General features: G+C 44.0%; 17 protein-coding genes and 1 pseudogene. 15 read left to right on the top strand and 3 right to left on the bottom strand.

Annotation, left to right across the window (positions count from 1 at the left end):
- Window positions 1–48 precede the first annotated feature (48 nt).
- The gene (locus KAI36_RS14990) at window positions 49–1,101 is read left to right on the top strand and encodes a ketopantoate reductase family protein (protein WP_220025293.1); all 1,053 of its coding nucleotides are present in this window, start codon (window positions 49–51) and stop codon (window positions 1,099–1,101) included.
- 68 nt (window positions 1,102–1,169) lie between these two features.
- Here KAI36_RS14990 and KAI36_RS14985 read toward each other — a convergent pair whose 3' ends face one another.
- Complete coding sequence (locus KAI36_RS14985) at window positions 1,170–1,595, bottom strand: MaoC family dehydratase (protein WP_220025292.1); 426 nt, start codon at window positions 1,593–1,595, stop codon at window positions 1,170–1,172.
- A 359-nt stretch (window positions 1,596–1,954) separates the two neighbouring features.
- On the opposite strand from KAI36_RS14985, the pseudogene KAI36_RS14980 reads away from it, so the two are divergent.
- Window positions 1,955–3,374 (top strand): annotated as a pseudogene (locus KAI36_RS14980) (transcriptional regulator).
- A 405-nt stretch (window positions 3,375–3,779) separates the two neighbouring features.
- Here the strand turns inward: KAI36_RS14980 and KAI36_RS14975 are convergent.
- Window positions 3,780–4,781 (bottom strand): discoidin domain-containing protein, encoded by a 1,002-nt coding sequence (locus KAI36_RS14975; RefSeq protein WP_220025291.1) that lies wholly within the window; start codon window positions 4,779–4,781, stop codon window positions 3,780–3,782.
- 577 nt (window positions 4,782–5,358) lie between these two features.
- Between KAI36_RS14975 and KAI36_RS14970 the strand changes: the two genes are divergently transcribed.
- Window positions 5,359–5,466, top strand: coding sequence for a sporulation protein YjcZ (locus tag KAI36_RS14970; RefSeq protein WP_196233322.1), 108 nt, complete (start codon window positions 5,359–5,361; stop codon window positions 5,464–5,466).
- 234 nt (window positions 5,467–5,700) lie between these two features.
- Here the strand turns inward: KAI36_RS14970 and KAI36_RS14965 are convergent, their stop codons facing one another.
- Window positions 5,701–7,179 carry an FAD-dependent oxidoreductase gene (locus KAI36_RS14965; protein ID WP_258382177.1) on the bottom strand — a complete coding sequence of 493 codons (1,479 nt, stop codon included), beginning with the start codon at window positions 7,177–7,179 and terminating at the stop codon, window positions 5,701–5,703.
- Window positions 7,180–7,895: 716 nt separating this feature from the next.
- On the opposite strand from KAI36_RS14965, the gene leuC reads away from it, so the two are divergent.
- The 12 genes from leuC (at window position 7,896) to KAI36_RS14905 (ending at window position 25,245) form a co-directional block, all read left to right on the top strand.
- Window positions 7,896–9,320, top strand: a complete 1,425-nt coding sequence (gene leuC / locus KAI36_RS14960) for a 3-isopropylmalate dehydratase large subunit (RefSeq protein ID WP_220028135.1) — start codon at window positions 7,896–7,898, stop codon at window positions 9,318–9,320.
- Window positions 9,321–9,340: 20 nt separating this feature from the next.
- Window positions 9,341–9,943 (top strand): 3-isopropylmalate dehydratase small subunit, encoded by a 603-nt coding sequence (gene leuD / locus KAI36_RS14955; protein WP_220025290.1) that lies wholly within the window; start codon window positions 9,341–9,343, stop codon window positions 9,941–9,943.
- A gap of 232 nt (window positions 9,944–10,175) precedes the next feature.
- The gene (locus KAI36_RS14950) at window positions 10,176–11,750 is read left to right on the top strand and encodes an N-acetylmuramoyl-L-alanine amidase (protein ID WP_220025289.1); all 1,575 of its coding nucleotides are present in this window, start codon (window positions 10,176–10,178) and stop codon (window positions 11,748–11,750) included.
- A gap of 292 nt (window positions 11,751–12,042) precedes the next feature.
- A complete protein-coding gene (locus KAI36_RS14945; protein WP_023989083.1) occupies window positions 12,043–13,542 on the top strand; it encodes an N-acetylmuramoyl-L-alanine amidase family protein in 1,500 nt (499 codons plus the stop codon).
- Window positions 13,543–13,587: 45 nt separating this feature from the next.
- Entirely contained in the window at window positions 13,588–14,241 is a 654-nt protein-coding gene (locus KAI36_RS14940; RefSeq protein ID WP_220025288.1) for a GerMN domain-containing protein, read from the top strand.
- A 213-nt stretch (window positions 14,242–14,454) separates the two neighbouring features.
- The gene (gene nth / locus KAI36_RS14935) at window positions 14,455–15,129 is read left to right on the top strand and encodes an endonuclease III (RefSeq protein WP_220025287.1); all 675 of its coding nucleotides are present in this window, start codon (window positions 14,455–14,457) and stop codon (window positions 15,127–15,129) included.
- Between the two features lie 56 nt (window positions 15,130–15,185).
- Complete coding sequence (locus tag KAI36_RS14930) at window positions 15,186–15,458, top strand: hypothetical protein (RefSeq protein ID WP_013310628.1); 273 nt, start codon at window positions 15,186–15,188, stop codon at window positions 15,456–15,458.
- Window positions 15,459–15,940: 482 nt separating this feature from the next.
- Window positions 15,941–19,603 carry a dynamin family protein gene (locus KAI36_RS14925; protein ID WP_220025286.1) on the top strand — a complete coding sequence of 1,221 codons (3,663 nt, stop codon included), beginning with the start codon at window positions 15,941–15,943 and terminating at the stop codon, window positions 19,601–19,603.
- Between the two features lie 263 nt (window positions 19,604–19,866).
- Window positions 19,867–21,642 carry an ABC transporter ATP-binding protein gene (locus KAI36_RS14920; protein ID WP_220025285.1) on the top strand — a complete coding sequence of 592 codons (1,776 nt, stop codon included), beginning with the start codon at window positions 19,867–19,869 and terminating at the stop codon, window positions 21,640–21,642.
- Window positions 21,639–23,477, top strand: coding sequence for an ABC transporter ATP-binding protein (locus KAI36_RS14915; RefSeq protein ID WP_220025284.1), 1,839 nt, complete (start codon window positions 21,639–21,641; stop codon window positions 23,475–23,477). Before KAI36_RS14920 ends, KAI36_RS14915 begins: the two co-directional genes overlap by 4 nt.
- 129 nt (window positions 23,478–23,606) lie before the next feature.
- Complete coding sequence (gene purT / locus KAI36_RS14910; protein ID WP_220025283.1) at window positions 23,607–24,791, top strand: formate-dependent phosphoribosylglycinamide formyltransferase; 1,185 nt, start codon at window positions 23,607–23,609, stop codon at window positions 24,789–24,791.
- On the top strand, window positions 24,784–25,245 hold the full coding sequence (locus KAI36_RS14905) for a GNAT family N-acetyltransferase (protein ID WP_013310623.1): 462 nt from the start codon (window positions 24,784–24,786) through the stop codon (window positions 25,243–25,245). Before purT ends, KAI36_RS14905 begins: the two co-directional genes overlap by 8 nt.
- Window positions 25,246–25,352 lie beyond the last annotated feature (107 nt).

Below are 25,352 nucleotides of genomic sequence, written 5' to 3'. Positions count from 1 at the left end.
ATTAAAAAATATAATTTATTTCAAACATACAAGGAGAGTAAATAAAACATGACAACCACCTCAAACAAACCCAAAATACTCATTGTGGGCGCAGGAGCAGTAGGGTTTTCTGTTGGATACCACCTTCACTTATCCGGTACTGATATTACCTTTCTTGTACGAAAAGGACGAAAAGCAACATTCGATTCTCCACAAAAACTATATTGCTATGATGATGCTACATTGAAAAATTTTAGCGATTTTAATGTCATTGAAAATGTAGAAGAAATAAAACCTCAGCAATATCAATTTATTATTATTACATTGGATGGAAATGCTAGTCGAACACCAGAAGGCATAGATATGTTATCCAAAATGGGTGATATCGTACGTGATTCTGCAAGTACCGTGATTATGTGTGGGTTTGGAAGTGGCATTCGTGAACATTATCTTCAGGTTATGCGAATTCCCGAAGACCAGTTGCTAAGAGGAATACTGGGTACGCTAAGTCATCAATCCAACGCTGATTTGCCTGTACACAAACCAACGGATCCCAAGCAGATTACCCAAGCTATTGTCTGTTACAAACACCCGACGAACGGCGTGGGGTTTCAAGTCGAGACCAATAATAAAGTGGCAGCAAAGCAATTTATCACACTGTACAATCGCTCTAAAGTTTCACGTTGTGGTCAAGTAAGCCCGGCAATGTTCAATATTTTCTCAAGTGTCGGCTTTCCTGTATACGCCGCTTGCGATATTTTAGGCTGGCCTAACTTCTCGACCGTTGTAGCCAATAAAGAACTTTGGCAACATGCTTGCCGAGCACAAGGTGAAATAGCAACTCTACCAAAGCATGGTGTTGTCGGTAAGATCATGGGTTTAATGATGGGATCACGCATGACGGCGAAAATACATCTTAAAATGGAACGAGATATGCTTCCGTTAGATTATCAAGCGTTCAATCGTTTCCATCATGGTGGTGAAGTGCGGACTCAGGATGTAGAATCTATGCGAAATTCAGTTGTAGAAGGGCAACGTCAAGGTCGCCAAATGAAGGCTTTGAAGGAATTACTGCAACGTGTGGCTGAACATGAAGCCGCAAGTCAAGCCACGTTAAAATAAAGAGAAGAGGTCCGTGCTAGAATGCATGGACCTCTTCAAACCATTATCAATTGATTTTTTATAAAGCTTTACTGTTTAACCAGAACGGATAAATCGCCTTCAAAAACTTTCTCCTCTTTGTTATTGAAAGTCGACAGCAATACAGTAACGAGTCCTGTTTCATTCCGCTTCTCTTTTACTCCAATCACTTCAACAATGGTGTACAATTCATCGCCTGGATATACTGGTTTAATAAATTTAATATTATTCATAGCCGTTCCAGCAATAACCTCATCACCGTAACTGCCTGTTTCAACCCAAAGCTTAAAAGAAATAGCTAATGTTTGAATTCCTGAAGCGATAATTCCATTAAACCTGCCTTGCAATGCTTTTTCTTCATCTAAGTGCATATATTGCGGGTCAAACTCCCTTGCAAATCTGGTAATGTCCTCTTTAGTTAATTTTAAAGACTTGGTTTTAAATACTTGTCCGATATAAAATTCATGAAACCGCATTATTACACCTCTTGATTAATTATTTTCTTATTTATATTAGAGTAGCATAATATCACCAATCAAGTTAAACTGCCCGTTAGCTTAATGGCGTATTGTCAGTCTACAACTTGATATTTCCCTTTAGAATCCGTAGCGTTATAGCAACAAAACTAATTTAGAGTATAAGCATGAAAAGCCTCTGTTAATTCAGCGGATTTTTATAGTCCATCTCAGCAAGTAACCCTCCGTACTTTTGTACAGTCAGATCAATGTAAGTGTTGCAAATCAATAAAAATTATTGACAACTGTTAAATTATGGACAACAATAGAATGCAATAATATATAAATATTGGTACTTCTGTATGGAGGGTGGTTTATCCATGGAAATTACACCCACGATTAGAGCGGAATTGGAACAATATCTAAAACAAGAAGGTTTGAGTATGATGGAGTTTGGGCATATAGCAGGCATGAATAGGGGGATAGTAAGTAGCATAGTGTCAGGCAATAAATCTATGTCTGTTAACCAGATAGATCGCATTACCGAAGCTATGGGTTTACCAGAAGGCTACTTTTACGACCTATTTATAGAAAACTACATCATCGACACCCCCCCCGAATATGAGACGAATAGAGCCATTTTTGTATCGTTGTGCGGAATTGGACAAGCTGGATGCGATCCGTCGAGTGGTGGGAACCATTATGGACAACCTACTCTATTCGCCTAAATTATTTGATATGGCAGAAGTGCTAATAGCACAGGGACGACATGATGCTGCGCTGCTGTTCTATAAGGGTGTAGCTGAAACGGAGAAGTACCAACATTCTGAACGATTGGCGATCTGTCAATATCGAATGTTCACGATTCAGGTTGGTGACGATCAAAGTCGTAATCTCGAGGCAGCTACGTTGTTCGAGCCTTACATTGAACGTCTGGATGAAATGGACCAACTTGACGCATTGAAGGATTTGGCGAACGTGTACAGGTCTTTGCGCAAGTGGGACAAGGTTGAGGAAATGGCAGGGCAAATGAGAGGGAAAGCGGAAGTACAATATTCCATAAAACATCAACAGAAGAATCGAAAGAACAGCGAGCATGAAAAGGAAACCAGAGGGCCGTTATTTGGATACATTGCTTACGCCGATTTGTTGTGTGCTAGTGTTTGTGAAGCCCAAGGCGATTATCAACAAGCTCTACAGTATACATACGCCTATGCGGATTTGGATTGGGTCAAAGAGACTGACGAAGATACTCAACACTGGGTAAACTTGTTCAGTCAGTGGGCAGAAGGTAACACGTACGTTAATAAGCTCCTGTCTGGAGATGTTAGCGTGCTGCCAGACTATGTTGAATATATAGCAGCAACATCAACCGTTAACGAAAATGAGAAACTCTCAAAGCTGTTAAACGTTATGATAGCGGCTAACCGATATGAAATAGATGTGGATGATATCCTTTCACGTTTTGAAACGAATATTAATTCATTTGCTGAACTCCCAACATCATCTGATATATATACCCAACAAGTAATACCGGACTATTTCGCATGGTTTGGTTACGAAATGGCTCATTATTATTTACATCGGGTGAAATACAGTGATGGCTTTAAATACTTGATGTATGCAATGGTAAAGTCACATATAATAAGTAATGAAACTTACTTTATAAATTGTATTGGTCTGTTTATGCGTTTCCAAGTCCATGCGACTCCTGAAATCAAAACAGAGTTCTCCAATCTAATTGAAAAGGTGTGGTTAAGTAATGTTGAAAAAAATGGCATTGTTAATCGTTGCGAGTAGCTTTTTGTTTTTTATAACCGTACCTGCTCACAATCATGATCAGCTTATTCAGACCCTTGTACAAATTGGGGGATTCTAAAGCAAAAGAAAGCTCTGCCGACCATAAGGTTAGCAGAGCTTTCTTCAGTGTATGAATTACCACACAATTCACCGAATAACTATCTTGAGGTGATCAGCATGAACCATACATATAAGTATTTACAGAATCACCCAAGTCACTTATCCTTATTAACGTGATTTACCAATGTTTTTATGATGAATAAATCTAAAGTAATGCTTTTACAGTAAGGGAATTAATCTCTTAATTGGCCTGTGGAGTCTTCTTTATTATAGAGCAGTTTGAATTTAGAGTAGATGAAAAAAGGACTCCAACGGTTTGTAGCCGCGAAAGAGTCCTTCTTTTGTTTATTTAGTTGGATACTCGCTTGCTTCAAAGGTGAGTATTTTGTTGAATATTACATATTCCTTACGGCTGCTGAATGGTCCTTTGTTGTTATTGTGCTTATCAATGGCAAAGAATGAAGAACCTCTACCAGCATCCTTTGCGTCATACCAAGCGATGAAAGCATTCAATTCTTTTTTGCTCAGATCGAATTCTTTGTCAAACCCATTATCCATGGTTACAGTCAGAATAGCGCGGTCACCAGTTGGTTGTGAGGAACCATCTGAATCAGACGAACCAGGTGTTGTAGACGAACCAGGTGTTGTAGACGAACCAGGTGTTGTAGACGAACCAGGTGTTGTAGACGAACCAGGTGTTGTAGATGAACCAGGTGTTGTAGACGGATCTGGTGTTGTAGACGAACCAGGTGTTGTAGATGAACCAGGTGTTGTAGACGGATCTGGTGTTGTAGACGGATCTGGTGTTGGTGTTACAGGCAAATTATTGTACATCTCAAAGGCCCCAAGTGAAAATAAAGAATTACCATTATTACTAGTGATATTCAAACGGTATTTTTTATATTTTGTTTCATTGGTAAATGAAAATTCTTTTCTCTCTTTTTGGTTCCAGTTAGTAACATTTATTTGTGTATCGAGAATGACCCATGAAACACCGTCCGATCCTTCGAACGTCCACTCTTTTGGCGATTCGTTTAGATTAGATGCACGTGCAGTCAATACATATTTGTTGACAACTACAGGATTTTCAAATTCATAAGCAATCCAGCCAGTCTTAGAATTTGTAGTTGTTGCCCAACCATAATCAGTAGGGTTTCTATCAAACACACTGTATGGTTGATGACCATTACTCCAAGCAGAACTTGCACTTGCAATGCCGGAAGGAGTTGTATTGGAAGTCATCATAGGGATTAGGTTTGTTTCATCACTTGAGCTAGCAAAAGAAGAACTTGCAAACACTGATGTTAATAGAAAGATAGATAGTAAAGAAAAAAATATTTTTTTCATGTTAAAGCCCCTTTTTGTTTTATTTGCTTAGAAAGCTTACAAAAGTTAAAGAGGAATGTCTAAACATTAATGTCTATATATTCAAATATAAGTTTAATTGAGGATTTAATTTTTTAGAATAATAATGTCTATCTCTGCCGCTCTATAACTGGTAGACTTTTTTGTTTTGCGACAACACATATGATACTTCGACACGCCTCGCAATATAGTATTAAGAAGATTTAATATACTTTGGAGGTGTCATAAGTCCAAGTGATAACAGGGGAGCAGGATCACGGGTAAGTCATCAGTTATAAATATGTAGATGGAACAAAAGTGGGATTTATTGTGAAATGAGGATGGAGACGCCACTGGTTAGCAGACGATATAGTCTTCTTATACCCATAAAAAATAAATATTCCAATATTTAGATTACATTTGAAGTAAGTGAATACTCTAAATAAATCGAAAAGCTCAGCTGACCTTAATTGGTCGGCGGAGCTTTTTTTTTGTTAAGAAGCCCTTCCTTTAACCAAGACCTCGCATAGCCTATGGAGTATAGTACCCTAAAGTAAAGGAGGCGTTACGTGTGGGGGAAATGAAAAGAGACTACGAGGGAATCACCGGAAGAGTTTGGACATCGATAGCTGCTGTATTGGCATTGTTCATTTTGCTGGTAATCATCTTGAAATTAATTCATTTATAAAGATTCTTAACCTCCACCGGCATTTTTTCGAATTGCTGTTTAGCCCTGTGCTTTTTATCCTTTTGGTCATAATGACTAAAGCGTGCTGAATTTAATTTTTTAAGCATAGTCACATTAGTTGCTGAGGAATCTATAAGGTTCGCCGTTCGGCCCTAGGCTAATCCATGAGGGTCGCCTCTTTTTGGAATGGTTGGGTGGTCCTTTCCATTAGCCAAAAAGGCGACTCTTCTTATCCTATTTTTGGTTACTCAACAAGCCTGACTTTGCTTCAAGATCTTCTATAATTTCCATTGCAACAAAATATCCAAAAAACAAAGTTAAAATATCCTCGTATCGTTTTCCTGATCCTCTTGCTCTACTTAATATGATGTTTTGACTTTCTTGTATTTTTTTTCTAAGGAACGATAGAGAAACCACGGGTGGATTGGAAGCGATCAAATCCATCATTAGAGTTGACAACTTTTTCTGAAACTCTTCAATCGGAAAGTCATTATTTTCTTTCGAATACAGATGCATCGTTTTAGGTGGATCTTTAAATGAAGTTTGATATTGAGTATTGAAAATACCTTCATTAGCTATTTTGTCCGCAATTAATTTACCAAAAACGATCCCCGATGCGAATGCTTGCCCAGGGATTCTTCCTATACCAAGATCACCATTAAATTGAGCTTCTCCAGTAGCAAAAACACGATTCAAGTTTATGGCCTCAGCATTAGCATTGATTTCGATTCCTCCTGAAGAATAGTGCATCGTTGGTGTAATTTTAATTCTTTTATTTTTAACTACCTTAGGACTAAATCCATATTTTTTGAATTTTTCATTTAATACATCTTCATCAGCATGGCTCATATCCAAGTACATGTCCTTTTTTTGTTTGATGCATTCTAGTTGGAATTTTAAAATCTCATCAATCATTTCGTGGTAATCATCTCGAGCAATTGCATCACAAATATACTTATCTTTTAATAATTGAACTCCATCCTCATCTATTATTTTCCCTTGACTCAAAGATACAACCCCGCCCAATAAAATTTGCCTTCCGTTATATATAGACCAAGGATGACACATTACTGTAGACATTCCCTTTAATCTTGCACCTATTTTTTTAGCTAAGATAAGCGTTTCACCAGTTGAACCCGGCGAATTATCATTGAAACAGAATTGTCCTGCATATCCTCCCGTAGCTAATACCAAATAATTAGTAAATATTCTGATAAATTGATCTGATTGTATGTCGTAAAATATTGCGATAATTCCTTGATCGTACTTTTCCAAATGAATCAAAATTTTATTACACATCGGTTGTTCAATATGTTGTAACAAACAATTGATTAATTTCTTTCCCCCATGTGATTTAATCAAACATTCAGGCATGATACCAAAGGATGTTTTCTCATAAGGAATCCCTAATTCTTCGAAGAAATTTATAATTATGTTGGAATTCCTATATAGCGCTTCAATTACTGATCGATCTGCTCCACATTTATCAATAGTAAGATTAATAATATTATTAATTTCATTCTCTGATGGAACCCGAGTATTTGCTGCTGAAAGAAAGGAATTGCTTTGTTTGGGTGCATTCTTTTTTGTTACAATCGTGTACTTAATATTGTTTTTTGACAAATAATAAGCAGCAGTAAGCCCTGAGATCCCCGTACCGACAATCAAAATTGGAGTGTAGTGTTCAACGGATATTCCATTTTGTTTCATCATTCCAACTCCCTTTTAGGATGTGAATGTTATCTTCGGCTGAATCTCGTAGTCGGTTTTCTATTTTGTTGCAACAAAACGTATCATGATAATGTTCATAAAATTCTTGCTCCGTTGTTAATTCCCTGTAATTTATATCAAATTATATAACTATATTTCGTTTCATTCTTTATATAGTTATTAAGAGCTAACAAAATCAAATACGAACAGTTTTGCAAAAGTAGAGGAAAAAAAGAACCATTATAGCAATCGCTAAGATGATTCTTATTACGATTTCCAATATCCTTGTTACCAACGAAGAATGGAATTCAAAAAAAATATTTTCCTAATTGTACAAGTTTATTCCTTATATTGTCAACATTATCTGAGAATATATAATTGACTCAGCTTTCGCAGTATGAATATTCAAACAAATCCTTATGTAATAACTGGCAGTATCTTAGAAAAGGCGACAGAGTTCATTGTATTCATCCGTTTGTATAACCCTTTTTTTAATCTTCGAATTTTTAGTCGAGTGTTTTTACTAATTAAGAGCTGATAGAGAAATCAGTGCAAAGAACCGCCTATATCCACCTTATCCATCCTTATAGCCTTAACCTATCACTTCTATAGATATCATATCTTAGACCAATCAAACATCCCGTGGTATATTGTTGACATTCAAGAGAGAGCCGTTAGCTTCTCTCCACTAGGTTCGAAAAACACAGGGGTGAATAATGATGAGTAAAAAGACCATGTTCGAGAAAATTTGGGATAACCATGTCATCTATCAGGAAGCTGGAAAGCCGAGTATTTTGTACATTGATCTTCACCTCGTACATGAGGTAACATCGCCGCAGGCGTTTGAGGGATTACGTCTTAGCGGACGTCAGGTGCGTCGTCCAGAACTTACGTTTGCAACGATGGATCATAACGTGCCGACTAAGGACCGTTACAATATTACGGACCCGATTTCCAAGCAGCAGATCGATACATTAACTCAAAATTGCCGTGATTTCGGTGTCAAACTGTATGATCTGGATACGGTGGATCAAGGTGTCGTTCACGTTATGGGGCCTGAACTTGGTCTGACTCATCCGGGCAAAACGATTGTTTGCGGTGATAGTCATACCTCCACACACGGGGCGTTCGGAGCACTCGCTTTTGGTATCGGAACCAGTGAGGTTGAGCACGTAATGGCAACACAATGTCTCCAGCAAGCCAAAGCCAAAACGATGGAAGTTCGCTTTGTAGGCCGCCGCAAACCTGGTGTGACAGCAAAGGACATGATTTTGGGTGTCATCGCCAAATACGGTACAGATTTCGCTACAGGTTATGTTATTGAGTACACAGGTGAATCTATCCGCGAATTGAGCATGGAAGAGCGCATGACTGTGTGTAACATGTCCATTGAAGGCGGAGCCAGAGCAGGAATGATTGCACCGGACGAAACCACCTTCAACTACTTGCGTGGACGTCAACATGTAGCACAAGGAGCTGCTTTCGAGCAAGCGGTTGCTGAGTGGAAAGAGCTTGTCACAGATGAAGGCGCTGAGTTTGATGTCGTGCTGGAGTTTGACGTAGATGCTTTGATTCCGCAAGTAACCTGGGGCACCAGCCCTGGGATGGGTACAGATATTTCCTCAACCGTACCGATTCCTGCAGAACTGCCAACCGAAAACGAACGTAAAGCAGCTGAAAAAGCGCTTGAATATATGGATTTGAAGCCAGGTACTCCTATCACGGATATTGCGATTGATTATGTGTTTATCGGCTCCTGCACCAATGGGCGGATTGAAGATTTGCGTGCAGCCGCTGAGGTTGCCAAAGGTTACAAGGTTTCTGACAAAGTAACGGCCATCGTCGTACCAGGTTCGGGGCGTGTGAAAATTCAGGCAGAAGAAGAAGGACTGGACGTCATTTTTACAGAAGCAGGATTTGAGTGGCGTGAAGCGGGATGCAGTATGTGTCTTGCGATGAATCCAGACGTACTGCAACCGGGACAGCGTTGTGCTTCGACTTCTAATCGTAACTTTGAAGGTCGTCAGGGACGCGGAGGACGGACTCATCTGGTATCTCCAGCAATGGCAGCCGCTGCGGCGATTCATGGACATTTTGTTGATGTACGGGATTGGAAATTCAAGCAGGAAGAAGTAGTCCGCTAGGATACAGAGGAGGAATTACGATGGAAGCTTTCACAACATTAAAAGGAATTGTAGCACCTGTGGATCGGGTGAATGTGGATACAGATGCTATTATTCCTAAGCAGTTTTTGAAACGAATTGAACGTACGGGCTTTGGACAGTTTCTGTTCTACGAGTGGCGGTTTGATGAAGCGGGCAATATCAATCCTGAATTTGAACCGAACAAGCCTCGTTATGCAGGGGCGTCTGTGCTGATCTCTCGCGCTAACTTTGGCTGCGGCTCCTCACGTGAGCATGCGCCGTGGGCGATTATGGACTATGGGTTTCGTTGCGTAATTGCTCCGTCTTATGCGGATATCTTCTATAATAACTGTTTTAAAAACGGTATATTGCCGATCAAGCTGTCTGAAGAGCAAGTAGAGGGATTGTTCCAGCGTACGTCGCAGCATGATAACTACCAATTGAACATAGACCTGAATGAAAAAACGATCACTGACGACTATGGTCTGAAAATTGAATTCGATTTGGATGAACATCGCCGCCAGTTCCTGCTGCAAGGCTTGGACGATATTGGCCTGACACTCCAGCATGAATCTGAAATTCTGGCTTATGAACAAAAACGTGCTGCGAAACAAGGCGCATAGGGTTAATTCCCAGTTCAGTTTCAATATGTAGTCATATAGCTAGCTCATTTGTTAGACAAAAAGCCCGTACTGGCAATTCTTTTGCCTGCGGGCTTTTATCATGCTCAAAAAATAAATTGGAAAATAAGGGGTTGACGGTTCGACTCAGCATGGTATTGTAATTGTAAAATGGTTGAAGGACTGTGTCTGTGAGAAATACCAAAAAATACATATATAAGTTAGGGGAATGAGAATGAAGAAATATGGTTGGGTGATACTAGCGGCTATCTTGATTTGGTTGTGGCCGTCCTCCCCTCATGCGAATGCGGCTGGAGCAGATTTGTTTTTAGATGGCAAAAGGGTGGAAGCGCCTGCAGATGCCAAGCCTGAAATGGTCAATGGAAAAATCATGGTACCGCTAAGGGTGGTTGGGGAGCAGCTTGGATATCAATTCAAGTGGGAACCACAATCCTATAAAATCTCAATTCAAAAAAATAGTACCGATATGTCCATGTATGTAGGCCGTACATCGGCTGATGTGAATGGAAAAACAGTTAGTCTGGATGCACCTCCTGTGCTTCGGGGCAGCTCGACCATGGTCCCATTGCGTTTTGTTGGGGAGCAAATGGGGCTAAAAGTAGATTGGAATAATAAAAGTAAATCCGTAAATCTCAGTCAAAAGGCTGTAACTCAACAAGCGAGTAAACAGTCTCAATCCCAACCATCGTCGCAAACGTCAACACAGAGTACAACAAGCACCAATAAAACGTCTTCAGCAAGCGCGACGACAATAAACCCAGTTGAAGCAGACAAGCATACTGAAGCCGCATCTTCACCAGCCAAGCAGCAAAATACAGAACAGACCACAGCAAATGCGTTGCTTGTACAAAATATTACTTTTGAGGGTGAAACGTTAAAGATTTCTCTGAACAAAGATGTTACCCCTAAAGTATCCAAAATGACGGGGAATGATCGTATTGTTGTAGATTTACCCGGGGCTTCACTGGCGAATGATTTTCTTCAGCCGTTCCCGATTCGTAAGGATGGCACGCGGGCGTTGGCGAATAGTGACAGTGAGGATGTGCAGGAAATTAGATTTGCTCCCACAGATGGACAAAATGGGGGCGTACGCATTGTCATTGCTTTAAATCAAGCACGTGATTACGATCTTTCAACCAATGGCCTAGGCGATACCACCCTTCAATTGCGTGAGCGTAGTGTGAATCCGGTAGTGGTAACACCAACGAATGTCGAAGGACGGCGAATCGTCGTCATTGATCCCGGACATGGTGGTAAGGACCCTGGGGCAGGTAGTGTGACTGGGCGACATGAGAAGGAATTTACATTGGCGGTAGCGTTAAAGGTCGAGCAGCTTCTACAAAATGATCCTGACATTCAAATCGTATTGACTCGCAATGGAGATACGTATCCCACGCTGGATGAACGACCACAACTGGCTAATAGTCAACAGGCAAGCGTGTTTGTATCCATTCATGGTAATAGTATGCTAGCTTCAGATAAAGGAAAAACCAATGGCTCTGAAACCTATTATGCACGCCAGGACAGTTTGGCACTGGCAAAGGCGATGCATAAATATCTTGTAGCGGCTACCGGATTTAAGGATAATGGCATCAGGGTGGCAAACCATGTGGTGACGAGAAAATCACAAATGCCCGCTGTATTGCTGGAATGTGGCTACCTTAGTAATCTATCAAATGAAGCAGCCATGTTCACAGAAGAAACACAGGAGAAGATCGCCGAAGGTATTGTCGATGGGTTGAAGGAGTATCTTGGAACAGGCACAGGAGCAACTGAATCACTTAACTAAGGATGGTTACAATAAAAGCTACTTTCCACCTTTTAATGAAAATTCACGGGGGTGAAAGTAGCTTTTTTAGTTTTTTGGCTGTGACTTTTGACGGAAAGCGAATGATCTATATTTTTAGTCAAAATTCGACAAAAATAGTTCTTTGGCACGTATATTTCTGTTATGATGGAATATATTCGCAACTTTTGGTGTGAGATAACGTCTATAAGGTTGTCTGATATTACATAAGCGCGTATATCAGGTCGCCGCACCGGAGCATGTGGCAAAAAAATTATGAATGGAAGGGTGACGAATGAAGAAATTTGGTTTTTTGTTGTTATTATTTGTCTTCATGTGGGCGGTTCCGGGTTATGGACATGCGGCTTCGAGTGGAACACAAATCTATCTCGACGATCAACAGTTAAGTGTCCCTAGTGGTGCTAAGGCACAAGTAATTGGCGGAAGTACAATGGTCCCGCTACGCGTAATTTCTGAAAATTTGGGATATGACGTGACATGGAAGCAGCAGGCGCGAACCATAACGATTGAGAAAGACAGTACCTCGATCCGAATGATAATCGGAAGTAAGACGGCGACTGTCAATGGAAGCGACATTAGTCTGGATGCTTCGCCTCTGCTGCGTTCCAATTATGCCCTTGTACCGCTTCGTTTTATCGGCGAGCAAATGGGACTGGACGTAAAATGGGACAGCAGCTCCAAGTCCGTAAAATTATATACCCGCAGTAGCGGGTCTGGAAACGGGGAATTCACACCTCCCAAGTCCGGAAATAACAGTACAGGTACTGGTAGTGTTACTGCACCAACGAATAATGCGAACTCAGGTGTTACACAGGTGCAGGGAGTTAGTTTCAGCCAAAACCGTTTAACCATCACAACAGCCAGCGCCGTCAAGCCGAAAGCGTTTACGATGGCAGGCCCTGATCGGGTAGTGGTGGATTTGCCAGCGACTGCGTTTGCTGACAATTTCGGAGAACAGCAAAAGCTGGATAGCAACTTAAATGGTTCGCTGGACATTGAGAATGAAGCGGATGTGTCCGGTATCCGTTATGCTTTATTCCAAAAGGAACCTTCAACGGTGCGCGTTGTTATTGATTTGAAACATGCCATGAATTATACCGCATATAATGATGGTTCGAATCGTGTTATCGTCGATCTGGCTTCCAAAGATTCTGTGAATACTACGCCAGACGCAACGTTACCAGATGGCTCACAGCCGGATGACACGCAGACATCACCAACTAACAGCAATGGTAAAAAGGTCGTTGTTATTGATGCTGGTCATGGAGCAAAAGATTCTGGAGCAGTTGGTGTTTCGAGAAAAAATTATGAAAAGACCTTCAACCTAGCTATGGCTCTGAAAGTAGAAAGCATATTAAAGCAGAACCCCAAGCTTGAGGTTGTGCTGACACGCAGTGATGATACATTCTTGGAGCTTAAACAGCGCGTAAAAGTAGCTGAAAATCTTAATGCTAACGTGTTCGTGTCCATTCATGCTAACAGCAGCGGTAGCTCAGCTTCCAACGGTACAGAGACGTATTACCAGCGTAGTGCAAGCAAAGCGTTCGCTAATGTTATGCATAAGTACTTTGCTCCTGCAACGGGTCTGACAGACCGAGGCATTCGTTATGGCAATTTCCATGTAATTCGGGAAACGACTATGCCAGCCGTATTGCTTGAAGTAGGATATCTGAGTAATGCAAAAGAGGAAGCCACACTGTTTGATGAAGATTTTCAAAACCGGGTAGCTCAAGGGATTGCAGATGGAATCACAGAGTATCTCGACGTAAAATAGATCTTCAACAAATCGCTTGTCAACGTCAAGCAAGGAGGGGGACATATGAACAAGAAAAAAATCGTAATTGCAGGTCTGCTGGCACTGTTTGCCATTGCAGGTGCAGGGTGTGCCTCTAAGCAAACAACGGCTCCTGCGACTCCATCTCAGGAAACACAGACTTCGAATGCACAAAATAGTACACCTGAACAGACGACCCCTGAACCGTCGGCTCAATCTGCTGAAAATAATGGGGCGAGTCAAACACCTGCATCTCCGTCAACAGAGCCTACAAAGACCAAGACGGACACGGAAAATTCAGGAGATCGACAAACACAGCAAATTACGGTGTACTATACGGATACACAAGAGAACGGCTTGAAAGAACAGAAAAAGGAAATTACCTATCCAAGCGAGCTGGAAAAATTGCAAAAAGCGTTTGAAGCTCTGCAAAAGAGTGGGGATTCTGCTCTTATCCCGTTGTGGTCCGAGAAAATTTCCGTGCATAAGATCAAATTGGATAACGGTGCATTGACTTTTGATATTTCCCTGCCGGACGAGGCTCGATTGGGAGCTGGCGGCGAGGAATTGGCTATCGATGCCTTGAAGAAAACGATGTTCCAATTCAAGGAAGTCAAAACGTTGGATTTGCTCGTAGATGGTCAATCTTTAGAGTCCTTAATGGGACATGTAGATTTGGATCATCCCATGAGCCGCTAACCGATCAGACGGTATGAAAATTTCTTGGGGATTTACACACTTTTCACGTGCAATCTGTGACAGATAATGATAATATAGGAGTGTATTTCTCGCCTATGCAGGCAGTCATGCACAAATAGTATTCGTTTCTTTCCGGATGATTATTTAGAGTGACCGTCTTGATGCGGGCTATCCCGTATCAAGACGTTTTTTTTGGTAGGAGGTAGGATTTCCGTGAATGCAGCAACCGCACGTCATATATTGGACACCATCGGTACGATGTTTCCGGATGCCCATTGTGAGTTGAACCATGACAATGCTTTTGAATTAACGATCGCCGTGTTATTGTCTGCTCAATGCTCCGATCAGATGGTCAATAAAGTAACGGCAGACCTGTTTCAAAAATACAAGTCACCTGAGGATTATTTGGCTGTTCCTCTTGAGGAACTGGAGCAGGATATTCGCAGAATCGGCTTGTACCGAAACAAGGCCAAGCATATTCATAACCTCTGTCGTATTTTAATAGACCAGTACGGGGGAGAGATACCTTCGGAGCACGATCAACTGGTTAAGCTACCCGGTGTTGGCCGTAAGACGGCTAACGTCGTAGTATCTACTGCTTTTAATGTACCAGCTATTGCGGTAGATACGCATGTAGAGCGTATTTCCAAACGGCTCGGTTTTGCAGGGTGGGATGATTCAGTGCTTGAGGTGGAAAAAAAGCTGATGAAGAGGGTACCTAGGGATGAATGGTCTTTGACCCACCACAGGCTTATTTTTTTCGGACGCTACCATTGTAAAGCTCAAAATCCTCAATGTCAGGTATGTCCGTTACTTGATGTGTGCAGGGAAGGCAAGAAACGTATGAAAACGTCTCTTATCAGAAAAGATAAGAAACGTAGAGCTTAAAGACCCACAGAGTAACAGAGGGTTTAACCATTTATGTGTAGAAAAGGATGAAGAGTATGAAGTGCATTTCGGTATATACAGACAATTTTGAAGCGTTCTCTGATATTTTTGAGCAAATTGTAACAACAGAATTTGCTGAAAACGAAGAGCGCGAGCTTGAGGGAATCACAGTTAGTCATTCCGGTGATGTACCTGAACATTATCTGGAGCGTATGTCACAAAAGCCAGAAGTGGTCGTAATGAAGGACAAATCCCGTGGGATTACGATTTTACAGCATGGTCAAGTATTTGAAATTTTGCTGCCAGTGCTTGAGACTGCAGCTAATTAAGTTCAATTCGCGGACGACATGCGTTGCATGTTCCGGTGTAGGCGGCTCGGCTGGTTTAACCAGCCCGAAGGCGCATATATACACGAACCTTGGAGACCATCCTGATATGGATAGAGCCTCATTCCAATGAAGTGTGCATACATTTTGACCCTGAATTATGGTGTCGCGTTCCCCATGTTCTAAAAGGTGAATGTACGTGATGAGCAGGCTCACCCGTTGTATACATATCTTGCTTCGTCAGTGCTCTTTGAGGGCTTTGATGAATTGCATTTGGTTGCCTAAATACTTATTTCTAATGATCCGTTTTGAACAGAATAAAATGAACTTATTATTATCATGTACGAAAACAGCGTTCCCTAAAGCCAGGTACTGGCGGGGAGCGCTGTTTAGTTTTTTTGATGTGATGATTCTCACAACGGCTTAGGAATGCTACAATATAGCTATTTGGTGCAGACAAGTGATAAGGAGTGGAACCGTAGCTTATGATGCAAACGATTACAGGAGATGCGGGAAAGTGGTTGGATACGATAGAACAGATACAGAATACATTGCGTAAAGCTGGGGATGAAGCGGGAGCGAAGGCGATAGGTGATCTGCTGGAAAAAGCATATGCGCAGGAGCTGACCATTGCCTTTTGTGGACATTTTTCAGCGGGTAAATCGAGCTTGATTAACAGCCTGTGTGGTAAAACTGTGCTGCCGTCTGGACCGGTGCCTACGAGCGCTAATATAGTGTCCATCCGTTATGGACGTCCGAGAGCGCTCATTCATCCAGCCAAATCAGCAGAAAACCCAGAGCCGGAAAGCATGGAAGCCTCCCTGTTCGAGCTTGCTGAGTATTGTAAAAATGGTGGAGCCTACGAATCGGTTCAAGTGTGGGAGGATGTTCCGATATTATCTAGCGGAGGAGTGCTGCTGGATACACCAGGCGTAGATTCCACAGACCACGGACATGCGCTGGCGACACATTCTGCTTTACATTGGGCAGATATTGTTTTTTATGTGATGGATTACAATCATGTCCAATCTGAAAATAATTTGTCCTTTGCCAAAAGTTTGTCGGATTGGGGCAAGCCGTTATATTTGATCATCAATCAAATCGATAAACACCGGGAGCGAGAGCTTTCATTTACACGCTATCGTAATGAGGTGGAGACCAGCTTCCATGCCTGGCAGGTACATTATACGGATATCCTTTTTACTTCCTTGAAGGAGCAGAATCATCCATGGAACCAGTGGAAACAGTTGACGCACCTGATTCCGAAATTGCTGGAGCGAAAAACAGAGCTTTTGGCATACAGTTTAGTGTCCTCTATGCATCATATGGTAGAGCAACATGTGGAGAATGTGCAGGCAGCTGAAGAAGAGGAATTGAACACACTGTTAAAAGAAGCAGGTGGAGAAGAAGCCATTTTGCGCCTGGATTTAGAGCAGAAAACCTTGCAGCAAGAAGATGAACACTGGAAGATGCTTCCGGAGCAGGAGCGTAAACGACTGCGTCAAGAGCTGGATCATTTACTGGAACACGCACATTTGACGCCAGCGGAGCTACGTGAAGCCGCAGGCGAATACTTAGAGAGCCGCAAGCCGGGCTTCAAAACAGGGCTATGGTTTTCAGGAGGAAAGACTGAACGAGAAAAGGAAAGCCGTTTGGAACGGCTGACAGGAATGCTGACTGATCAGGTGGAGGGACAATTGCTTCCTCATGTACGGGAGCTATTGAGGTCTTGGGGTGACAGTCAGAGTTTGTGGTCCGCTGCGATGGAGCAGGAGCTGGATGACATCCGCCCTGTGACGGACCGGCAACTGGTAGAGCAGACGGTGAAGGAAAATGCGTTGTCGCCGGAGTATACGTTGAACTATTGCAAGGATCTACGCGCTGCTGTGACCGCCGATTGTCGCCGTAAGGCGCTAACGCTGGTAGACCAGCTGCTGGCTCAGCTTGCAGTGCGAGCCGAAGCCCGCTGCGCGGCTCTCGCGGATGCACGCACTGCGCTGCTGGCGCAGGCGGACGCGGCGAGCCGCTACAGCACCCGCGTGCAGGCCTCGGCTTCGCACGCCAGTCTGCTGCGCAGCTTGCTGCCGCAGGCTTCCGCGCCAGGCGGCTTGCCCCGTGCGGACGCGCCTGCACCGGCGTCCGACACCGCCGCTGCTGCCCCGCCAGCTGCGGCACCAACGGGCGTTGCACGTCCCGCCATCGCTGGCCCGCGCAACGCATCGGCGCAGCCGCTAGCAGGAACGGCGGCAGCACAGCCTGCCGCCGGAGGCCGCCGCACGCGGCTGGATGCAGCAGCGGCCCGATTGAAGGCTGCCGCTGCCCTGGTAAGCCCGTACCCTGCCATGCAAGCGGCGGTACGGGATTTACATGCCCGCGCCGCTGCGCTGGAGGGCGGGCAGTTTACACTCGCGCTGTTCGGAGCGTTCAGCGCTGGAAAATCCAGCTTCGCCAACGCTTTGCTGGGTGAAGCTGTGTTGCCCGTATCGCCGCATCCGACGACAGCGGCGATTAACCGCATAATGGCGCCTGCAAGTGCTGAGCGCCATGCCACGGCTGACGTCCATATGAAATCAGTGGACGCGCTGCGGGAAGATCTTAAATACTCATTTCGGTTATTAGGATTGGGGGAACCAGCGGCAGCGGGCTGGCAAGAAGCCGTTCATGCTTTATCTCCGGAAGGCATCCATCCTGCGGGTAGGCCTCATTATAGTTTTTTGAAGGCTGCCGCAGCCGGATGGGAAGAAGCTGAAAGCTTGCTGGGAGAACAGCTTCAGGTGGATTTAGAGCAGTATCGGGATTTTGTTGCGTCTGAGCACAAATCATGCTTTGTGGAGCATATCGACCTTTATTATGATTGCGCTCTGACCCGTCAGGGCATCGTGCTAGTGGATACGCCAGGAGCGGATTCTGTGAATGCACGACACACAGGCGTGACTTTCAACTATATGAAGCACGCGGACGCTCTTGTATTTGTCACCTATTATAACCATGCGTTTACGCAAGGTGATCGCCAGTTCCTGAACCAACTAGGTCGAGTTAAAGAGACCTTGGCGCTGGATCAGACGTTTTTTATAGTTAATGCATCAGATCTGGCTTCTTCTGAAGAAGAACTGCATTCTGTTACCCGGCATGTACAGGAACAAATACAAGCGAATGGAATCCGAAAACCACGTATTTATCCGCTTTCCAGTATGCTGGCGTTGGAAGCTGCCGAACAGGGAGAGGCGTCGCTGCGTTCAGCTTCACGTTTTGATGCATTTGAGGATGATTTTTCAGCATTCGCAGCCGAAGAGCTGGCAGGTTTGTCCATTGCTTCTGCTATGCAGGAACTGGGCCGGCTGCGGAACCGCATAGAGCAACATGCAACCGATGCCCGGTATAGCGTGGAAGAACGTGAGATCCGATTAGAGCGATTAACTCGCATCCGTGGGGAATTAGAGCATACGCTCCTAGGCCTGACTGACAGCAATGGCGCATCTGTGTTATCGGGCGAAACCGATGAATTGCTGTATCATGTACGTCAAAGGCTATCCTATCGGACTGGAGAATTTATGGCAGAGGCTTTTCATCCATCTGTTCTGCGTGAAGGAGTAGGTGATCTTCGTTCGGCTTTTGCATCTTGTGGTCGTGAGCTGATGCGTTTAATCGAACTGGAGCTGTCTCAGGAATTACTGGCAACCACACTCCGGTTGGAAAAAACGGGCCAAATTTTGGTGCACAAAGCTATACAACAGTGCGTAGAACACATGAATCACCAGTTGCAAGGACTAGATTGCACGATTCCTGAATCCAGAAACTGGGCTGTTCCCGAGCTGAATGAAATTTCCCTGCAGGAGTCTATTCATTGGAAGGATTATTGGAATAGCTTTAAAAATCCAAAGCTATTTTTTGAAGGAACTGGGCGTGCGAATCTACAAACCAAACTGGAGCCGATATTACGCGAGCGAATCGGGGAAGTTGTGGATCAGCAACGAGAACGAATGTCTTCTTTTTACGTTACGCTGATGCAGGAGGAACAAATGTGGCAGAAAGCTCAGCTTCGAGAGCAAATGCTGGAGACGACTCGTGGCATGGAGCATGCCCTTATGGGCGGTGAGCAGCCACAGGTTTGGGAAGAGCTTGCTGGCAAGATTGCGGCTTTGGAGTAAAGATAAATAAGTACACCATTTATTTAAGTTCAGGACACCGGGTTGTGGGACAACCCGGTGTTTTATGCATGCTCCAAAAAGAAAGCAATACTGAGTAAATAGCCATATTCAATAATAAGAAAGCGATTTAATTTGTCTAATCACCCACCAATTGATAACCTGCCTGAATACGGCTTGTTATCCTCTTTGCCGCCTTGGAACGCGAATGGTAAACTTCACTAAGCCATATAACAACGTCGTGCAACTAATGGAGGGACATTGACATGGAAGTGCTCAGGCAACTGCAAGTTTTTTTTCGCGAGAGGAGACACTATCTGTTTCTTTCTATTTTATGCCTTGCGATAGCGACGGCCCTGGGACTGGTGTATCCGAACCTGCTCCAAAGGCTAATTGATAACGCTATCATCCCCGGTGACTTCGGGAAAGTTCCGGCGCTCGCTCTGACTGTGCTGGGAGTAGTCATCATCAAAGGGTTCATGCAATTTTTACATGGTTTTTTTGGTGGACGGCTAGGTAACTACTTGGCGTACCGACTCCGCAATGCTTGTTACGAAAAGCTGCAATTTCTGTCCTTCAGATATTATGACACTGCCAAAACGGGGGATCTCATGTCCCGACTGACTGGTGATTTGGAGGCAATTCGTAACTTTATTGGGTTTGGTTTTGCCCAACTCCTCAATGTGCTACTGATGGTCGTATTCGGCTCTATGATGATGCTGTATATTAACTGGCAGCTCACCCTCATTACGATGATCAGCATGCCATTGCTACTCTTCGTCACATTCAAGTTTGAATCCCGGATTCATCCCACCTTTCAGGAAATGCGGATTGCCCTTAGCGCCTTGACGACAGCGGTCCAAGAAAATATAACAGGTGTGCGAACCGTCAAATCTTTTGCCCGCGAATCATATGAAGTTGAGAAATTTTCAGTACGTAATGAGCAATACAAAAGTAATCAAATTCAGGCTGCTTCCTTATGGAGTCGGTTTTTCCCCGCTATGGAACTGATTGCTTCTGTCAGTGTGGTCCTTCTGTTGGGCATGGGGGGGTATCTGGTTATTCAGAAGTCAATGACCTTGGGGCAGCTCGTCGCCTTCTTTAGCTTAATTTGGTATATTATCGGCCCCATCTGGAGCATTGGCTTTCATATCAATAACTATACGCAGTCCAAAGCTTCTGGTGAAAGGGTCTTGGAACTGCTAAATCAGTCCATAGATGTAACCGATGAAGCCGGAGCACTTACACTCGATGTCGATCAGGTGGCAGGACATGTTACGTTTGAACATGTTACCTTTGCTTACGGAAATAAGCTCCCTGCTGTTGTAGACATCAATTTAGACGCACCACCGGGATCAGTCATTGGAATTTTAGGCGGAACGGGGTCAGGGAAGTCTACCATTATTCAATTACTCATGCGCGCTTATAATGTGAATGCAGGAAGTATCAAGTTGGATGGCAAGGATATACGTCACTTGAAGATTCGCGATTTGCGTGCTCAAATTTCTTCCGTGTTTCAGGAGACTTTTTTGTTTTCGTCCTCTATACGCAACAATATTTCATATGGTTTAAGTCATGTCAGTATGGATGACATAATACGCGTTTCCAAACTGGCTCAGGCGCATGAATTCATAACTGAACTACCGCTGGGATATGACACTGTCGTCGGAGAACGTGGATTGGGACTGTCTGGAGGACAGAAACAACGAATCGCCATCGCGCGCGCACTACTCAAAAATCCGAAAATACTGGTACTGGATGATGCTACCAGTGCGGTTGATATGGAGACAGAGCATGAAATACAGACCGGTTTTCAAGAGGTTATGCGTGGTCGAACAACATTTATAATCGCTCATCGAATCTCTTCGCTTCGTCATGCCAATGAAATTGTGGTGCTTGAGGAAGGACGAATCGTCCAGCGTGGAACACATGAACAGCTCATTGCTACTCCAGGTCCATATCAGGATGTGTATCATATTCAATACGCCGATTACATAGCTCAGGCTCCAGACGGTGTATCCGAAGGGCAGGTGAGACCATGAATATACCCGCAGAAAAAGTTAAACCGTTAAAAAAGCCAACGAATGAACGCTTTGTCTATCAAGATGATGATGTCATTGACAAACCGTTTAACTGGTCAGAATTCAAACGTTTGCTGGCATATATGAAGCCTTATGCCCGTCAGATTCTGCCGATCCTTCTGGTCATGATGATTCTCGGCACCATTACCAAACTGACGGTTCCTTATTTGATCAGTCTGGCCATTGATAAGGCAATTGCTCCCGCATGGCCTGCACTGCCCAGCGTAAAGTTGCTGCTGCTCATCACGGGTGCCGTGCTCTTGTTATATTTGATTCAATGGGCAGCCAGCACGTACCGCATTAAATTCACCAATATTATCGGTCAACGGGTTATTTACGATTTGCGTGAAGATTTATTCAAGCATATTCAAAAGCTATCCTTTAACTTTTTTGATAAGAGACCAGCAGGTTCTGTATTAGTGCGCGTGACGAATGACATTAACTCGCTACAGGATCTTTTTACGAACGGTGCAGTGAATGTCCTGATTGACTGCGTACAGCTAATCGGAATTATTGTCATTTTGCTGCTTATTAACTGGAAGCTCGGTTTGGCGGTAATTGTGACCGTTCCGATCATGTTTTTGATCTCGACCAAGCTGCGCGTACGCATCCGCCGCGCTTGGCAAGAAGTGCGTATGAAGAACTCGCGTATCAACTCTCATTTGAATGAGTCTATTCAGGGGATTCGTGTGACACAAGCGTATACGCAGGAGCAGGAAAACATGGCTTATTTCGACGACATGAACAGCTCTAGCAAAAAATCGTGGGATAAGGCTTCTGCCATGAATCAGGTCTTTGGCCCACTTATTGATATTACCGGAGGATTTGGTACGCTTGTGCTGTTTTGGTTTGGAGCGCATTTAATTCAGACAGATCAACTTACGGTGGGATTACTGGTTGCGTTTGCTAACTATGTAGGGAACTTTTGGGAGCCGATTAATCGGCTGGGCCAAATGTATAATCAGCTACTGGTTGCGATGGCTTCGTCAGAACGAATTTTTGAGTTTATGGATGAACAGCCGAATATTGCGAATAAAGCGGGAGCAAAAGATTTGCCGCCCATACGGGGCGATATCCAATTTGAAAAGGTCATTTTTGAATATGAAAAGGGACGTCAGGCGCTTAAAGGTATCAATCTCTCTGTTGAAGCGGGTCAATCTATTGCGCTTGTGGGTCATACCGGATCAGGAAAAAGTACAATCATTAATCTGCTCAGCCGTTTTTATGACATTACGTCAGGACGGCTTACGATTGACGGTCAAGATGTGCGTGATGTCACGGTAGAGAGCTTGCGTAGGCAGATTAGCATCGTACTTCAGGATACATTTATTTTTTCGGGGACGATTCGCGATAATATTCGATTTGGCCGTTTGGATGCAACGGATGAGGAAATTGAAGCGGCTGCGAAGGCGGTCAATGCTCATGAATTCATTGTTCACTTGCCAGCTGGCTATGAAACAGAGGTAGAGGAGCGGGGGGGAATGTTGTCCATGGGCCAGCGACAGCTCTTATCCTTTGCCCGTGCCTTGCTGGCAAATCCGCGAATTCTTATCCTAGATGAGGCCACAGCCAGTATTGATACGGAAACGGAGTTGAAAATTCAGGAGGCTCTTCAGGTTTTACTGGAAGGCAGAACTTCGTTTATGGTCGCTCACCGTTTGTCCACCATCCGGAATGCTGATCATATTGTTGTACTGGATCATGGGGAAATCCAAGAAAGTGGTAATCATGAACAATTGATGAAAAAACATGGAATATATCGGGGGCTGGTGGAAGCACAGTTCAGATTTTTGTAAAAAAAAGATCAAAAAATCGCGTTTTTTGTAAATTTAAATGCCGAGCACTATTGCATTCTTGGAGCTAAACCCTGAAAATAAAGATGAAAAGAGATCAGAGCAATTTCGTCAGAGGGGGAAGAGTTCAAGATGTGGGGTGCTCCTTTTTCTGCCAAGGCTAAGAAAATGCTGCTGCTGGGAAGCGGCGAATTGGGAAAAGAAGTCATTATTGAAGCTCAGCGGCTTGGCGTGGAATGTATTGCTGTAGATCGCTATGAACTGGCTCCAGCAATGCAGGTGGCCCATCGCTCTCACTGTCTGGATATGCAGAATGCTGAGGCGTTGAAGGCACTAATTCGTAAGGAAAAGCCCGACATAATTGTACCTGAAATCGAAGCTATTGCTACGGGTGCTTTGGAAGAATTAGAGCAAGAAGGATTTCACGTAGTACCAACGGCCCGTGCCGCCCGTCTTACGATGGACCGGGAAGGTATCCGCAGGCTAGCTGCCGAGAAATTACAGCTTCCGACTGCTGCCTATCGGTTTGCAGATAACTTTGAGCAGTTGCGGTTGGCGGTTCATGAGCTGGGCACGCCATGTGTGGTCAAGCCTTTGATGAGTTCGTCGGGTAAAGGGCAGTCTGTATGCCGGGCACTCGAAGATGCAGAATCCTGCTGGAATACGGCGCTGGAAGGCGCGCGTGCCAAAACAACACGTGTCATTGTTGAAGCTTTTGTCCCGTTTGAGAGCGAAATTACCTTATTGACCGTCAGATCGGTTTCGGGTACGACTTTTTGCCCACCGATTGGCCACATTCAGAAAGATGGGGATTATGTCGAATCCTGGCAGCCTCATGGCATGACGGACAAGCAGCTTTCGGAGGCGGAGAACATTGCCCGTACGATTACGGATGAACTGGGTGGTTACGGATTGTTTGGCGTAGAGCTGTTTTTAACAGCTGATAGCGTCATATTCAGTGAAGTATCCCCTCGTCCGCATGATACAGGAATGGTGACCATGATCACGCAGGATTTGTCGGAATTTGCGCTTCATGTGCGGGCCATTCTCGGATTCCCGGTGCCATCCGTCACGCTGCTTACACCAGGAGCTTCAGCTACTTTGAAGGCAGAAGTGGCTACGCGGGATTTTGTAATAAGCGGTCTGCATGATGCATTATTGCTACCCCGGACACAGGTGCGAGTGTTCGGGAAGCCTGAAACCAAGCCGGGACGCCGGATGGCTGTAGCGCTTAGCGCTGCAGAAGATGTGGAAACAGCACGGAAGACGGCCAAAGAAGCTGCTAATATGCTGAAAGTGGAGGTAAATCATGTCTAACAATGTGATGATTCCAGTACTGACAATTCGTTCCGTAGAGCTTGGCGATTGCGAAGCCGTAACTGGACTACTAAGAGAAGTCGGATACCCGATGACTTGTGGTGTAATGAAAGAAGTTATGGGAACAACGCGGGAGGACAGTCAAGCGAATATGATGGTTGCAGAAATGGATGGTCGTGTTGTCGGAGTAATCGGCATGCATACGGCTCAAAGCTTGGCTTATCCTGATCCTGCCGTACAAATCACCATGCTGGTCGTGAGCGGGGAGTATCGCGGCGAGGGCATTGGCAAGCGCCTGGTGGCTTGTGGTGAGGAGTGGGGACGTGCGCAAGGATGCTATCATTTATTCATTACCGGAGCGAATAACCGCATCAAACAAGTAGAGGCCCGAGCATTCTACAATCGAATCGGCTTTGAAAAGCAAGGCTACCGTTTCAGCAAAAAGCTTAGATAATCAGCCTATAACAAGACAATCTAATACTTAAAGCCTCACTACTTTTAACTTAGTTCCGCATTGGGCATTTCCAAGCGGGGCTATTTTTTTTCCAACTTTTATACCAT

Source organism: Paenibacillus sp. S02 (genome assembly GCF_019454065.1).
In the GTDB taxonomy this organism is placed as follows: Bacteria; Bacillota; Bacilli; order Paenibacillales; family Paenibacillaceae; genus Paenibacillus; species Paenibacillus polymyxa_B.
This window is presented reverse-complemented; position numbering and strand designations above follow the sequence as displayed.